General features: G+C 36.6%; 15 protein-coding genes. 9 read left to right on the top strand and 6 right to left on the bottom strand.

From position 1 onward, the window contains the following. Positions 1–121: 121 nt before the first annotated feature. The 5 genes from ACXY7N_RS04915 (at position 122) to ACXY7N_RS04895 (ending at position 5,488) form a co-directional block, all read left to right on the top strand. Positions 122–880, top strand: a complete 759-nt coding sequence (locus ACXY7N_RS04915; protein ID WP_016088878.1) for a class I SAM-dependent methyltransferase — start codon at positions 122–124, stop codon at positions 878–880. A gap of 6 nt (positions 881–886) precedes the next feature. After that, a complete protein-coding gene (locus tag ACXY7N_RS04910) occupies positions 887–1,822 on the top strand; it encodes a glycosyltransferase family 2 protein (RefSeq protein ID WP_016088879.1) in 936 nt (311 codons plus the stop codon). Positions 1,823–1,968: 146 nt separating this feature from the next. Further along, complete coding sequence (locus ACXY7N_RS04905) at positions 1,969–3,129, top strand: FtsW/RodA/SpoVE family cell cycle protein (protein WP_016088880.1); 1,161 nt, start codon at positions 1,969–1,971, stop codon at positions 3,127–3,129. Positions 3,130–3,203: 74 nt separating this feature from the next. After that, positions 3,204–3,944 carry a bis(5'-nucleosyl)-tetraphosphatase PrpE gene (prpE, locus tag ACXY7N_RS04900; protein WP_016088881.1) on the top strand — a complete coding sequence of 247 codons (741 nt, stop codon included), beginning with the start codon at positions 3,204–3,206 and terminating at the stop codon, positions 3,942–3,944. Positions 3,945–4,099: 155 nt separating this feature from the next. After that, positions 4,100–5,488 carry a peptidase G2 autoproteolytic cleavage domain-containing protein gene (locus ACXY7N_RS04895; protein WP_488592305.1) on the top strand — a complete coding sequence of 463 codons (1,389 nt, stop codon included), beginning with the start codon at positions 4,100–4,102 and terminating at the stop codon, positions 5,486–5,488. Between the two features lie 49 nt (positions 5,489–5,537). Here ACXY7N_RS04895 and ACXY7N_RS04890 read toward each other — a convergent pair whose 3' ends face one another. From ACXY7N_RS04890 to ACXY7N_RS04875, 4 genes are read right to left on the bottom strand one after another with little or no spacing between them, the layout of a single operon-like run. Next, a complete protein-coding gene (locus tag ACXY7N_RS04890) occupies positions 5,538–6,431 on the bottom strand; it encodes an RluA family pseudouridine synthase (RefSeq protein WP_016088883.1) in 894 nt (297 codons plus the stop codon). A 15-nt stretch (positions 6,432–6,446) separates the two neighbouring features. After that, a complete protein-coding gene (locus ACXY7N_RS04885; protein ID WP_016088884.1) occupies positions 6,447–7,244 on the bottom strand; it encodes an NAD kinase in 798 nt (265 codons plus the stop codon). An 18-nt stretch (positions 7,245–7,262) separates the two neighbouring features. Next, positions 7,263–7,901, bottom strand: coding sequence for a GTP diphosphokinase (yjbM, locus tag ACXY7N_RS04880; protein ID WP_001081482.1), 639 nt, complete (start codon positions 7,899–7,901; stop codon positions 7,263–7,265). A 30-nt stretch (positions 7,902–7,931) separates the two neighbouring features. Then, positions 7,932–8,303 (bottom strand): UPF0738 family protein, encoded by a 372-nt coding sequence (locus tag ACXY7N_RS04875; RefSeq protein WP_016088885.1) that lies wholly within the window; start codon positions 8,301–8,303, stop codon positions 7,932–7,934. A 146-nt stretch (positions 8,304–8,449) separates the two neighbouring features. Here ACXY7N_RS04875 and ACXY7N_RS04870 point away from each other — a divergent pair, with 146 nt between their 5' ends. The 4 genes from ACXY7N_RS04870 to ACXY7N_RS04855 all read left to right on the top strand — a co-directional run bounded on the left by ACXY7N_RS04870 (position 8,450) and on the right by ACXY7N_RS04855 (position 10,904). After that, entirely contained in the window at positions 8,450–9,028 is a 579-nt protein-coding gene (locus ACXY7N_RS04870) for a CYTH domain-containing protein (protein WP_016088886.1), read from the top strand. A gap of 181 nt (positions 9,029–9,209) precedes the next feature. Continuing rightward, a complete protein-coding gene (locus ACXY7N_RS04865) occupies positions 9,210–9,608 on the top strand; it encodes a globin domain-containing protein (RefSeq protein WP_000043382.1) in 399 nt (132 codons plus the stop codon). Next, positions 9,608–10,501 carry a ClpXP adapter SpxH family protein gene (locus ACXY7N_RS04860; RefSeq protein ID WP_098485912.1) on the top strand — a complete coding sequence of 298 codons (894 nt, stop codon included), beginning with the start codon at positions 9,608–9,610 and terminating at the stop codon, positions 10,499–10,501. The genes ACXY7N_RS04865 and ACXY7N_RS04860 overlap by 1 nt, the downstream gene beginning before the upstream one ends. A 229-nt stretch (positions 10,502–10,730) precedes the next feature. Further along, a complete protein-coding gene (locus ACXY7N_RS04855) occupies positions 10,731–10,904 on the top strand; it encodes a hypothetical protein (RefSeq protein ID WP_016088888.1) in 174 nt (57 codons plus the stop codon). A 119-nt stretch (positions 10,905–11,023) separates the two neighbouring features. Here the strand turns inward: ACXY7N_RS04855 and pepF are convergent, their stop codons facing one another. Both pepF and ACXY7N_RS04845 read right to left on the bottom strand, forming a co-directional pair. Further along, entirely contained in the window at positions 11,024–12,847 is a 1,824-nt protein-coding gene (gene pepF, locus ACXY7N_RS04850) for an oligoendopeptidase F (RefSeq protein WP_098485913.1), read from the bottom strand. 50 nt (positions 12,848–12,897) lie between these two features. After that, positions 12,898–14,142, bottom strand: a complete 1,245-nt coding sequence (locus tag ACXY7N_RS04845; protein WP_098485914.1) for a competence protein CoiA — start codon at positions 14,140–14,142, stop codon at positions 12,898–12,900. Between the last annotated feature and the right edge of the window lie 68 nt (positions 14,143–14,210).

The following is a 14,210-nucleotide window of genomic DNA, read 5'->3' as shown; positions in this document are numbered from 1 at the left end:
TGAGGGGTTCTATCACACTACTTATTCATAAGAACCAATCGTGTAAAGTTCCCCTCACTATAAATGATTAACTTATATACAATAGAAATCCCCGACTTTACTACAAGGACGGAGTGAATGTATGAACGAAAATGAGAAAAAAATCACATTAATTCCACCCCCAGAACTCGTTCAATATGTAGGTGGTGACTTTGAAGAGGTTGGAAAAGAATTTATGCAGTATTTTATTGAAATTGGCAACTTAAAATCAAATGAGACAGTGTTAGATATAGGCTGCGGTATCGGCCGAATGGCGGTTCCATTAATGAATTATTTAAACGATGATGGTACTTATTATGGATTTGACTTATTCAATGTGGGAATTACATGGTGCAAAAATAACATTTCAACACGCCGTAACAATTTCCATTTTGAACATGTCGATATATATAACCAATTCTACAATCCCGATGGAAAAGAAGATGCCTCCCAATACAAGTTTCCATATGAAGATGAATCATTCGATTTTATTTTTTTAACGTCTGTATTTACCCATCTCCTTCCGAAAGAATTAGAACATTACGTATGCGAGATTGCACGAGTTCTGAAAAAAGATGGGAGATGTTTTATTACTCTCTTTTTAATTAATCATGAATCTTCCTATTACTTAAATGCAGGACTAAGTACGTTAGGTTTTTATCATCAAATTGACAATTGTTATGTACTAAATAAAGATATCCCGAATTTCGCAGTTGCCTATCCTGAGGAAGATATTCGCACCCTATTAAATAAATATGGGTTAAAAGTACAGACTCCCCCCCATTATGGTTCATGGTGTAGCAGAACTGAACATACAAGCTATCAAGATATTATTCTTACACAAAAAATTGCTGAAAGGTAGTTGTATATGAATATTAAAAATGGTCCGCCTCTCGTTTCCATCCTTATTCCCACCTATAATCGACCACATTATTTTAAAATCGCTCTAGAAAGTGCATTAGCACAAACGTATTCAAATATTGAAATTATCGTAGGAGACGATAGCACAAATAATGAAACAGAAAAATTAATATACAGACATTATTTACATAAGCATAAACATATAACGTACATTCGAAATGCCTCTACTCTAGGACAATTTCATAACGCCCTTATGCTCTTAGAACAGTCAAATGGAGAGTACATAAATTTCTTAATGGACGATGATATATTTTATAATAATAAAATCGAAAAAATGATGTTTTATTTCCAGCAAGACTTAAATAAAAATCTCGCACTTATCACATCCTATCGTACTTGGATTGATGATAATGGCGATACAATTGAACAACATCCCTCCATGAAAAAATTATATGACGAAGATACTCTACTAAGTGGGAAAGATTTTGGAAACCGTATGCTTTTAGCTGGACAAAATATTATCGGCGAACCTACAATCGTACTCTTTAGAAAAAATCTATTAACAGAACCTTTCGGCACTTTAAATGGCAGAAAATATGGTTGTAGTGTTGATATGGCCTCTTGGATAAGTTTACTTTCAAAAGGTGATGCGATGTATATCACTGAGCCTTTAAGTTCATTCCGCCTTCATACTGGACAGCAAGTACGTCACAAATTCCTTGAAGGCTGTGAAGATTTTTCCCAGCTCGTTTTAACCTCAAAAAAGTATGGTTTCTTACAAGACACCAAATATTATAAAAAAGGGTTGATAAGAGCTTACGGATGGTATAAAAATGCGGTCAAATTTTACAATCTATTTCCAAACCTCATTCCAGATATAAATACACATGCACGTCTTTCCTATTGTTTAAATATAATTACAAAAGAACTCCGTGCAATATAGTCCATCACAAGGAAGGAACTATTCCTTCCTCGTGATGTATGACTTCCCACAAATAGTGGAATAAATGTATGCATAGTCTGCTTGTATATTATTTTTATCATGACATGATCCATATACTTACTAGGCGATAGAAAGGAATACATACATTGAAAGATCCAAATTCTCAATATCAAATAGACTACGTATTACTATTCATCTTATTTGCCATTGGGACTGTTAGTTGCTTTGCAATTGCAAGTGCACAAGCCTCTTTACCACCATTTTTGCAAAATGTAAATTTTGTATTAAAGCAAATCCAATGGTACTTCATTGGATTTATAGCCATTGGCATGATTATGATTATCGATTTCGATCGTTATCAAAAAATTGCTTGGTATTTATATAGCTTTGCATTGGTACTACTTATTGGACTAGAACTTCAAGTACCAGGTGCCGTTACAATAAAAGGTGCTACCGCTTGGTACAGGCTTCCAGGCATCGGAAATTTCCAACCTTCTGAAATTATGAAATTGTTTTTAATTATCGTCACCGGACGAATTATAGCAAATCACAATGAGAAATATTTTTTCCGAACAATACACGACGATTTTTTATTACTCGGAAAAATATTCGCAACAAGTTTGCCACCACTACTACTTATTGCAAAGGAACCTGATTTAGGAAACACAATGGTAATTTCAGCTATGCTCGCAGCAATGATACTAGTTTCTGGTATACGTTGGCGCTTTATTTTCGGATTAGTTTCCGGTATTTTTGCAGTTGGCGTTACATTAACTTATATTTTTTTCACGCATGCAAAATTCTTTAAAGCACACATTTTACAAGAATATCAACTAAATCGCTTCTACGGCTGGTTAGCGCCATACAAGTATGATGCGCAAGGCTATCAATTAAGACAAGCTTTCTTAGCTACTGGATCAGGGGAAATGCAAGGAAAAGGTTGGGAAAATGGACAAATATACTTTCCAGAACCACATACAGATTTTATTTTCACCAATGTCGCTGAGCAATTTGGCTTTTTAGGCGCAAGTGTCATCATTTCACTTTTTTTCCTACTTATTTTCCGCATGATTCATATCGCTTTAGAAAGTAATGACCCTTTCGGTAGTTACATCTGCGCTGGTACAATCGGAATGTTTACTTTTCAAGTATTTCAAAATATCGGGATGACCATCGGATTACTACCTATTACAGGAATCACATTACCCCTTATGAGCTACGGAGGAAGTTCCTTACTCACATACATGATAGCAATTGGATTTGTTTTAAACGTTCGCTCCAGAACGAAAATCTTTATGTTCAAATGAAGCATAAAAACGGTATATTTTTATCTCTATCCTTTTTTAGATATACTAATGAAAAATATGATGGAGGTTTAAATATGAAATATGACATTATAGGGGATATTCATGGATGCTTCCAAGAATTTCAAAATTTAACGACGAAACTCGGATATAACTGGAATAGCGGTCTACCGATTCATCCCAATCGACGTAAGCTTGCATTTGTTGGTGATATTACAGACCGTGGCCCTCATTCACTACGTATGATTGAAATTGTATGGGAACTTGTTATAAATAAAAAATTAGCTTATTACGCTCCGGGAAATCACTGTAATAAACTATACCGATTTTTCCTTGGGCGTAATGTGACAATCGCTCATGGACTCGAAACAACTGTTGCCGAATATGAAGCATTACCTTCTCATAAACAAAACATGATAAAAGAAAAATTCATCACACTTTATGAGCAATCCCCTTTATATCACGTACTCGATGAGAAAAGGTTACTTGTATGTCATGCCGGAATTCGGCAAGATTACATAGGAAGACAAGATAAAAAAGTACAAACCTTTGTATTATATGGCGATATTACAGGAGAAAAACATGCTGACGGCTCACCTGTCCGTCATGACTGGGCAAAGGACTATGCAGGAACAGCTTGGATTGTATATGGACATACACCCGTAAAAGAACCTCGCTTTGTAAAGCATACAGTCAACATTGACACTGGCGCTGTATTTGGTGGCAGTTTAACTGGATTACGTTATCCTGAAATGGAGACTGTTTCCGTCCCTTCCTCCCTGCCTTTTGTCCCTGAGAAATTTCGCCCAATTTCATAACTCTCCTTATTTAGGTACCATTCATAAATTACGAGGGATTACCGCATCATTTAGGCGGATCTCATATAAAAACTGGGTGAAGTAATTAAAAAAAGATGCAATAAAGTGCATCTTTTTTTAATTACACCGCATATACTGTCGCAGGAGGTGACAGAATGAAGAAAAAATCTTCTAAACAAAAAAGAAAATGCCCGCCTTTTTATCTGCCCATGTACGGAATTAACAACTGGTGCAGCATTCGAGCTGCAGCTTTAGAAGAACTGGAAGGACAAGAGGCATCCCCCAAAAACAAAACTAGACCAAAATATGTCTCTTTAGAAAATGCTGTAATGAGCCGCATAATCGATAATAGAAAAACAAAGATGCAGCAAAAAAACAAACCTCTCTCTACTCACACAGAACATATAATGCTTTCCGAGCAAACAGAGAAAAATGAGGAAGAAAACATTCCTGTAGCAATAAATAAAAAAGCGGAACCAGAAATTCCAGCTACTATAATAAATCAAGTAAAAAAAATAAAAGAAGCATTAGCTTCATCGAATGATATACAGATAGAAAAACCACTCATAATTGAGACTCCTACATCTGAAAATACAAAAGTAAAAAAGGGCAGTCGATATGCATATGCAGAGGGGCTTCACTCTCATGCTGAAGGCATAGCAACACATGCAGAAGGCTTCTTGACACACGCAAAAGCTTCTTTCTCTCATGCAGAAGGATCAAAAACAAAAGCCACTGGACATAGTTCCCATAGTGAAGGAAGTGAAACGACAGCAGGCGGCTCTTATTCTCATGCGGAAGGTAAACATACGATTGCTTTAGGCGAAGCAGCACATGCAGAAGGAACCGCGACTATCGCTAACGGATTGTCTTCTCATGCGGAAGGTAATCATACATCAACAGCTCATTTTGCAGGTAGCCATATTATGGGACGCTTCGGCACAGCAGAAGAATCTTATTCTTGGTTTATTGCAAACGGCACAAATGAAACCGATCATAATATCGGTGCAAAGTGGCTTGCTCATAATGGAGAAATGTACATTGATGGCGCTTCTTACAATGCAAGCGGAACTGATTTTGCACAAATGTTTGAAACAGTAGACAATAAACTTATTGATGTAGGTTATTTCGTTACATTTAGTAGCGAAGAAAAAATTCGAATCGCTACTTCAAACGATTCATTCATCTTAGGTATATCTAGTGCAACCCCCGCTCTTATAGGAAATAGCGGTGCTTTAAGTTGGCAAAAGCGCTACAAAACAGATAGCTTTGGAAAACGCCAATATGTAAGTACGGAATCGCAAGACATACAACCTCTTTTAAATACCGAATGGGATCCAACTTGCAAATATATAGCAAGAAAAGATCGTACCGAGTGGCTTCCTGTAGGATTAATTGGACAAATGTTAGTACGTGATGACGGCACTTGCGAAACGCATGGATATTGTCGTCCAAATAACGATGGCATTGCTACAAAATCCGAAAGTGGATTTTTCGTTATAAAGCGCACAGGTGAAAACCAAATTTTAATATTATTCCGCTAAGAAAAAAAGGGAACAAAATTCTTCATTACAGAAGAATTTTGTTCCCTTTTTAAGTATGTCTTAATACCTCTTGCATATCGCTTGGAATGATTGTAGTGAAAGACATTTCCTTCTCTAAAATAGGATGATAAAACGTCAAAGATATACTGTGAAGTGCTTGTCGTTTCATTTCATCCCTTTTTCCACCATACAAGTTATCGCCAAGCAACGGATGTCCTATATGCGCCATATGTACACGGATTTGATGCGTTCTGCCTGTCTCAAGCTCAAGTGATACATGCGTCTTATGATAGGCACTATCAATCACTCTAAAATGAGTAACTGCTCTCTGCCCATCCTCACAAACGGTTCGCTCAATAATGCTATCCGATTTTCGTCCAATCGGTGCGTCAATCGTTCCTTCTCGTTCTATCATCTCGCCATGAACGATTGCTTCATATGTCCTTTTCACAGCTTTTTGTTGATGCTGTTTCGATAAAAGATGATGCACGAAACGATTTTTTGCAATAAGCATAAGCCCTGAAGTATCACGATCTAACCTTGTTACAATGTGCACCGTACTTGCAAGATGCTGCTTATCATAATGAGATAAGAGTGCATTAGCAACACTCCCTGCCGGATGTTCTCTAGACGGAATCGTTGACATGTTCGCCTCTTTGTTTATGACAAGAACCGCATCATCTTCATAGACAATACACAAAGGGATATCTTCTGCAATCATCCCTTCACTTCTTTCCTCCACTGGAAAAAAGACACGCAATTCTTCACCAGCTTGCAACTGATGACGAACGCTCGCATGTTGACCATTTACTTCAATAGCTCCGCCGTGAAACTTTATATCCGTTAATGCGGCTTTAGAAATCCCTTTTGTTTTTAAAAATTCTCTAACTAAAGTTCCCTCTTCAGCCAATTTTATATCCCATTTCAATGTAAATCTGTTCAAATATATAAACCCTTTCTATTTATCTGCAACAAACGAGTCACGAACTCGTTTCCAGAACGGGAATGGACGGAAACGAACAAATCGTACTTTCTCATTTGCAACGCGATACTGAATTGATTTCACATCTTGATGAACCATTGTTAAATGGTCCACCGTAATTTGCAAGTTCATTCCTGCAGTCGGCTTCAACACACATGTATGATGTTTCGGCAGTACGAGTGGCGAACCTACAGTACGAAACACACGGTTATTAATGGATGCCATTTCTGCAATTTGAATCGCTTCAATAGAAGGGTGAATAATCGCTCCGCCAAGCGCCTTATTATACGCAGTACTTCCTGAAGGAGTAGAAATACATAGACCATCCCCGCGGAACGTTTCAAAGTACTCTCCGCGTATTTCCACTTCTGTTACTAATGTACCTTCTGCGCTTTTTACAGTTGCTTCATTCATCGCCAAATACTGTGACTCTTTACTCCCATTCACATAGCGAATAATCACTTCTAAAAGCGGATATTCCACCACTTGGAATGGTGTTTTAGCAATTGCAATTACTAATTTCTCTACTTCTGTCGGTAACCAATCTGCATAGAAACCTAAATGCCCTGTATGTACACCAACAAATGCTGTTTCATCCAATCGATTGTAATAACGATGAAACGCATATAAAAGCGTTCCATCTCCCCCAACAGAAATTACAATATCGGGTTCCTGTTCATCCATTATAAATCCAAAATCTAGCAAGTATTCTTTCATCGTGCTTGCCAGTGTATCTGATGATTGATCTCCCTTTGACATAATTGTAAATTTCATCGCCCAACACCCTTTAGTTTATGATTCGGAATCTTTCGTTTCTTGCTTTCTTGAAAAAGCCTTCTGCGCTTCTTGAATTTCAAGACGGATAGAAGACATTTCTTCATCTAATAAAAATGCCGCTTCCGCTGCACGTTGCAAGCGTATTTTAATATCTTCAGGAAAACGTCCACTATATTTATAATTTAAAGAATGCTCAATTGTTGCCCAAAAGTTCATTGCTAGTGTGCGTATTTGGATTTCTACTAATACTTTTTGTTCTCCCTGAATCGTTTGAACAGGGTAACTAATGACAACGTGATAAGAGCGATAGCCACTGTCTTTCTTTTGCGTGACATAATCACGCTCTTCCACGATTTCAAAGTCATTTCGTTTTCGAAGATATTCTACCACAGGCTTAATCTCATCAACAAATTGACACATCATTCGAAGGCCCGCGATATCCTGCATATCTTCTCTGAGCCGGTCTAGCGGTACATTTCTCTTCTCCGCTTTATCAATAATACTGGCAACCGACTTTACCCTTCCTGTTACAAACTCAATTGGAGAATGCTCTGTTAACATTGCAAATTGAGTGCGCATTCCTTTTAGTTTCACTTTCAGCTCTGCCACCGCTTGATGGTAAGGTGCTAAAAATTCTTCCCAATTTCGATTCATTTCAACCACCACCAAAATCAATCCATTTGCTTATAGAAATACTTTTTCTACAGCAGTTACTAGTTCTTCTCCGTAATTTGCATTACCTTCAATATTTTCAACTAAATATTCTACTTCTTCTTTTAAACTTTCTAATTCCATTTCAACGTCATTCACGCGAACGAACATTGCCATATCTTTATTCATCGCTTCATGCATTGCTTCCCAGCATGTGTGCGGAATACTTACATAAATGAAAGACGATTCGTTTTCTAAGATATATAAAAATGATAAATTGTCTGAGTCTACAAGTACATGATTACGCGCACTTAACTCCTTTACCTCTATCTCATTATTTTCCGCACAAAAAATAAGAGCATTCTCTCTCTTTTCTACGCTCTTAACTTGAATTTTATTTTGCATGCTCTAACTCCTCCATCTCAACTTCCTGTCTTACTTAACAGTATTATTGTATCATAACATGGACGCAAACAAATAAAACATTGAACCAAATTTGCGAAAAAGCGATAATGTGTAAAGAATTATTTTTCAAAAGGAGCGCGCATACAATGACACAAGAAATTGAAATTGAATTTAAAAATATTGTTACAGAAGAAGAATTCAATACATTATGTAAATCATTCTCTATTGAGGTATTTACGAAGCAAGTGAATCACTACTTTGAAACACCGGATTTCTCTTTAAAAGAAGCTGGCTCTGCACTTCGTATTCGTCATAAAGGGGAAACTTATACATTAACATTGAAACAACCTGCAGAAGTCGGCTTGTTAGAGACGCATCAAGTCATAACAGAAGACGAAGCAAGAAAGATGATGGAAACAAACGTAATCATTCAAGGGGCCGTACTAGATCAACTACACAAATTACAAATTCCTGTTTCCACTTTAACTTATATGGGTAGTTTAACAACAGAAAGAGCTGAAACATTATTTGAAGGCGGAACGCTTGTCTTTGATCATAGTTTCTATTACAATCACGATGATTATGAAATTGAATTTGAAGTGCAAGATGAAGAAACAGGAAAAGCTGCATTTATTCATTTATTAACGCAGCATAACATACCAATCCGTCATACAAATAACAAAGTAAAACGCTTTTTCCTTGCCAAACAAAACAAAGCACGCTAAAGTGAAAATTCCACTAGTGAATACGTTCTACTAGTGGATACATCTCACTTTTAAAAAAGTGAAAGATTCATTTACACCTATAGAATAAGCAAAGAATGTTATGAAGGCTGTTTATTTGCCCTCCCTAACATTCCATTGCTACAATAGATATACATTTCATGGAAAAAGGAGTTTATAAAGGATGAGCAAGCAACCGATGACACCATTTGAAGCAATTGGCGGTGAACAATGCATTGCAATATTAGTAGACACATTTTATTCCTATGTCAGTAAACACCCTGACCTATCTCCCATCTTCCCGGATGATTTAACAGAAACCGCTAGGAAGCAGAAACAATTTTTAACACAATATTTAGGTGGTCCTAATTTGTACACTGAAGAACATGGTCATCCCATGTTAAGAGCACGCCATCTTCCGTTTGAGATTACCCCAAAACGAGCAGAGGCTTGGCTATCATGTATGGAGCAAGCAATGGATGACACAGGAGTGCACGGTCATATAAGAGAGTTCGTTTTTGAACGTTTAGCATTAACTGCTCAGCATATGGTTAATACTCCAAACGAAACAGGTGAAGTGTAATGGATAAGCAGGAAGCAAAGCATATCAATATGCCATCTCCTTCCGCATGTGAGCATAAGTCTGTAGAAGCATATTTATTTATTGATCCACTTTGTAAAGATTGCTGGGAAATTGAGCCCTTTATTATTAAACTATGGCTTGAATACGGGAAATACTTCTCTATTCGTCATATCGTAACAGGAAAAGTGGACGGAACGAACGCTTCCTCACACAAATGGAATAAACCTGCTAATATTCGATTTGTGTGGGAAAAGACAACAAGTTTACAAGGTTTTTCATGTGATGGAAAGATACATATGCAAGAGGCATCGTCAACACCATATTTAGTTTCTATGGCAATTAAGGCAGCGGAGTTACAGGGCCGAAAAGCAGGTTCGAAGTTTTTGCGAAAACTCCAAGAATACATTTTCCTTGAAAATGTATCAAACCCTGACTGCGAATTATTACTTGCATGTGCAAGAGATAGCGACATTGATGTAGAAGAATTTAAAAAAGACCTACATTCCGCTAGCGCAAAAAAAGCTTTCCAATGTGACTTAAAATTCACAAATGAGATGCATATTACAGAAATACCTTCTCTCGTATTTTTTCATGCGAATTCAGATGAAGAAGGTATTAAAATCGCTGGAACTTATTCCTACGACGTATACGTACAATTATTGAAAGAACTTGTAAAATGTGAAATCGAGCCAGAACCATTACCACCTTTAGAAGTGTTACTAGAAGCAACGCAATTTATATCTTCAAAAGAAGTAGCATTTATATATGACTGCTCGCAGCAAGAGATCGAGCGTGAACTAAAAAAATTACAACTGAAACGAAAAGTACAAATGATTGACGTAAAATGTGAGCGTTATTGGAAATGGATAGTAAAAGAAAAAGACCTGGTGTAAACACCAGGTCTTTTTCTTTACGGCTTATAAAAATATTAAAGGGGATGGGAGAAATTTTCACGTTCAAACAAAGGGGTATATGTTTGTATGTGAATTCGTTCACGCTTATTATATTACAAGATTCGACGTCAGATGACAACCCCTTTTGTCGAATTTCACACTTTTGTCACATTCTAAACGTTTTCATTTCTGAATAAGCTATAAAAAAGCTATTTTGGAGGTGTTCTGTATGAAAAAAACGTATATTTCACTTATCTTTCTAGCTGTCATCGTTTCTTTTTTCTTGTATATCCTCTCTCTACTACAAGCTTTTCCTAAAATTATTGCCTTTCCTCTTTTATTTGGAGTCATTGTCATCGCTCTCTCTTATTTCAACCATAAAAAACGATTTAAAGGATTTTAATTAACTACAAAACTGCCTTCTAATTTAGAAAAAAGAAGGAAACCCACTTTGTTTTTTCGACAAATATCGACAAAATAACATGTAAACAAAAAGACGAGGTAAATCCCTCGTCTTTTCTATTACTTCTCTTCAAATAATAATGCTTCTAATTCATTTAATTTCTCTTCAAATACCTGTAGCGCTTCTTTTACCGGTTCTGGAGATGCCATATCTACTCCAGCTTTTTTCAGCACTTCAATTGGATAATCTGAGCTTCCCGCTTTTAAGAACTCATTAATGTAACGTTCTACTGCTGGTTGCCCTTCTTCTAAAATTTGTTTAGATAGAGCCGTTGCTGCACTAAATCCTGTTGCATATTGGTATACGTAATAGTTGTAGTAGAAGTGCGGAATACGAGACCACTCTAAGCCAATTTCTTCATCGATTACTAAAGCATCACCGAAATATTTCTTATTTAAATCATAGTAGATTTCCGTTAACATGTCTGGCGTAACCGCATGTCCCTCTTGTACTTTCTTATGAATAATATGCTCAAACTCTGCGAACATCGTTTGACGGAACACAGTACCACGGAATCCTTCTAAATAATGATTTAATAAGTATAGACGCTCTTTCTTATCTTCTGTCGTTTTTAATAAATAATCGTTTAGAAGCGCTTCATTACAAGTTGATGCTACTTCCGCAACGAAGATTGAATAATCACCGTATACGTGCGGCTGCGTCTTTCTTGTATAGTAACTATGCACGGAATGACCGAACTCATGAGCCAGTGTAAATAGATTATTTACATTATCATGCCAGTTCATTAAAATATACGGATTTGTTCCATATGCACCAGATGAATATGCTCCGCTTCGTTTTCCTTTATTCTCATACACATCTACCCAGCGATTTTCATATGCTTCTTTTAAAATGTCAACATACTCATCACCAAGTACGTTTAAAGACTTTAATAACATGTCTTGTGCTTCTTCATACTTCACGTTCATTTTCACTTCTGGTACAAGTGGTGTATATAAATCATACATATGAAGCTCCTCAAGTCCTAGTGCACGCTTACGAATATCAATGTAACGATGTAGCAAGTGTAAATTATCATTTACAGATTCAACAAGTTGATCATACACCGCTTCAGGAATATTATTATTACTCAATGCCGCTTGACGTGCAGAATCATATTTACGAACACGCGCATTGAAATTATTACGCTTCACAGCTCCGCTTAACGTACTTGCAAATGTGTTCTTATACTTTCCGTACGTTTCATATACAGCTTTGAATGCATCTTCGCGCACACGACGATCATCACTTTCTAAAAACTGAGTGTAACGACCATGTGTAATTTCTACTTCTTCTCCATCCTCATCTTTAATAGATGGAAATTTCAAATCCGCATTATTCAACATACCAAATGTATTACTTGACGCACTCATTACTTCAGATGCTTCTGCTAATAGAGCCTCTTCCGCTTCAGATAATACGTGAGGGCGTTGACGCGTAATTTCTTCTAATGCATGTTCATATACACTTAAGTCTCTATTTTCTTTCAAGAATGTTTGCAGTGTATCTTCTGAAATCGATAAAATTTCAGGCACAATATATGCTGTGCTACTAGATACTTGTGAATATAAATTTGTCGCGCGGTCATTTAACGCTTGATACACAGAGTTTGTTGTATCTTGATCGTAACGCATATGTGCATATGTATATAACTTACCTAATCGCATTGAAATTTCATCCTCATATTGCAATGCTTCAAGTAAATTGTTCGCAGAACCACCAAGTTTCCCTTTAAATTCAGTTAACTTCGGTAATAGCTCTTTAATAGCTTGGAATTCCTTTTCCCATTCTGCATCTGTTTGGAAAATATCCTCTAGTCGCCATGTGTTTGCTTCTTCAATCTCACTGCGATTTGGTAATGTTTTTGTGTTTTGTTCAGACATCCTTTAAGCCCTCCTTTAAATATCTCTACTTACATACAATTCGATTTTTCTTATGTAATTCCTTCACGATCAGTCTTTATTATATCCCCTTTTCCTTCTCTCATGTTGTACTTTGCCTCAAATAAAGATAAGGCATACGCTAAGCAAATTTCATCATATTTCATGATTTCCTCCTCTGTTTTTAACATAACTATCCCCCTTTTTTTCCGGTACTTATAAGTCCCTACTTTCTGCAATACACCTGCATAACATAAAAATGTCATATATTCAGTAACTGCTACTTTCCATATATGCTGTGAAAAGTACGGGAGCATGCGCCTTTTCGTATACGTTTTCACATAACTACACACATATTGAAGGGAAATATAATCCCCTACCGCAAACTTACCTATACACTTCATATATAGAAAAGCTTGCCATACAAACGGATTTGTTTGAAAAGCAAATGAGGACGGGAGCGGCACACCGATTTCAGAAGGAAAATTCGCTGGGGTACATTTACATTGATATAAGAGGCGTAATAGTGACTTATGATTATAACTCCAAATAGGCAAAGCATTTTGCCGAAAGTAGCTCTTTCGCTTTTTCCATTCCTCACCTAATGTTTCTTTTCGGAAAGAGATGGGGGAAAATAGCATTTCAAAAGTAGTCGTTTCAGTTGATAAATATATAGTATGTGAAAAAGAGACATTTGTAGAAAATGGAGTAACAAATGCGCATTTCATAAATGATTTTTGTTTCGAACAGAAGAAAATAAGAAGTGGCTGAGGATAAGACTGTAAGGAGAAAGCCAGAAGTGAGGAGAATTTCATCCAGTATGCAGAGTGCTTTTTCAATTGATTTCCACCAATGATCCAAATAACTTGTATACCAGCTCGCCAATACGAATAGGTTCGCTTGTACAACTGCTCTATGGAGAGATTTGCGCATTGGTATTCAATCGCAATTTTTTTGCCCATTCTCTCTAAGAAAATATCGGGTCTTTGTTGAATCTCCGGAAGATAATGCTCTATATCTACATGAAAGTTTTGACGTTTGAACCACCTATATAACAATTCTTTACCGTGCATATGATACATAGATTCCGCTTCATAAAAGGCTAAACATGAATCCACTTTCTTATGAGCAAAATGCCAACTTTTTTGTTTCCCTAATTTCATTTGCACTTCCTTCCCGCAAGCTATGCAAAAGAAGCTTTCCGTTTTACGCATACGGTGTAAAAGCTCTTCATCATGATGATAGAGTAGATGAATTTTTTCTCCGTTTTCTCTTTCGGCGATAAACATCGGAATCACACCCTTTCAGCTCCTTATATTCTACAATTTATTACAAATTCCTTTTTAAAAAAGAGATGTCCCAATTT

Source organism: Bacillus sp. 5w2, from assembly GCF_054353775.1.
The sequence above is the reverse complement of the archived record's forward strand: the minus strand, read 5'-3'. Positions and strand labels throughout refer to the sequence as shown.

Coding starts and splice junctions, on each gene's coding strand:
- ACXY7N_RS04865 (WP_000043382.1), top strand. CDS start 9,210: ATGAGCAAGCAACCGATGACACCATTTGAAGCAATTGGCGGTGAACAA.
- ACXY7N_RS04910 (WP_016088879.1), top strand. CDS start 887: ATGAATATTAAAAATGGTCCGCCTCTCGTTTCCATCCTTATTCCCACC.
- ACXY7N_RS04870 (WP_016088886.1), top strand. CDS start 8,450: ATGACACAAGAAATTGAAATTGAATTTAAAAATATTGTTACAGAAGAA.
- ACXY7N_RS04885 (WP_016088884.1), bottom strand. CDS start 7,244: ATGAAATTTACAATTATGTCAAAGGGAGATCAATCATCAGATACACTG.
- pepF (WP_098485913.1), bottom strand. CDS start 12,847: ATGTCTGAACAAAACACAAAAACATTACCAAATCGCAGTGAGATTGAA.
- ACXY7N_RS04915 (WP_016088878.1), top strand. CDS start 122: ATGAACGAAAATGAGAAAAAAATCACATTAATTCCACCCCCAGAACTC.
- prpE (WP_016088881.1), top strand. CDS start 3,204: ATGAAATATGACATTATAGGGGATATTCATGGATGCTTCCAAGAATTT.
- ACXY7N_RS04875 (WP_016088885.1), bottom strand. CDS start 8,303: ATGCAAAATAAAATTCAAGTTAAGAGCGTAGAAAAGAGAGAGAATGCT.
- ACXY7N_RS04860 (WP_098485912.1), top strand. CDS start 9,608: ATGGATAAGCAGGAAGCAAAGCATATCAATATGCCATCTCCTTCCGCA.
- ACXY7N_RS04895 (WP_488592305.1), top strand. CDS start 4,100: ATGAAGAAAAAATCTTCTAAACAAAAAAGAAAATGCCCGCCTTTTTAT.
- yjbM (WP_001081482.1), bottom strand. CDS start 7,901: ATGAATCGAAATTGGGAAGAATTTTTAGCACCTTACCATCAAGCGGTG.
- ACXY7N_RS04855 (WP_016088888.1), top strand. CDS start 10,731: ATGAAAAAAACGTATATTTCACTTATCTTTCTAGCTGTCATCGTTTCT.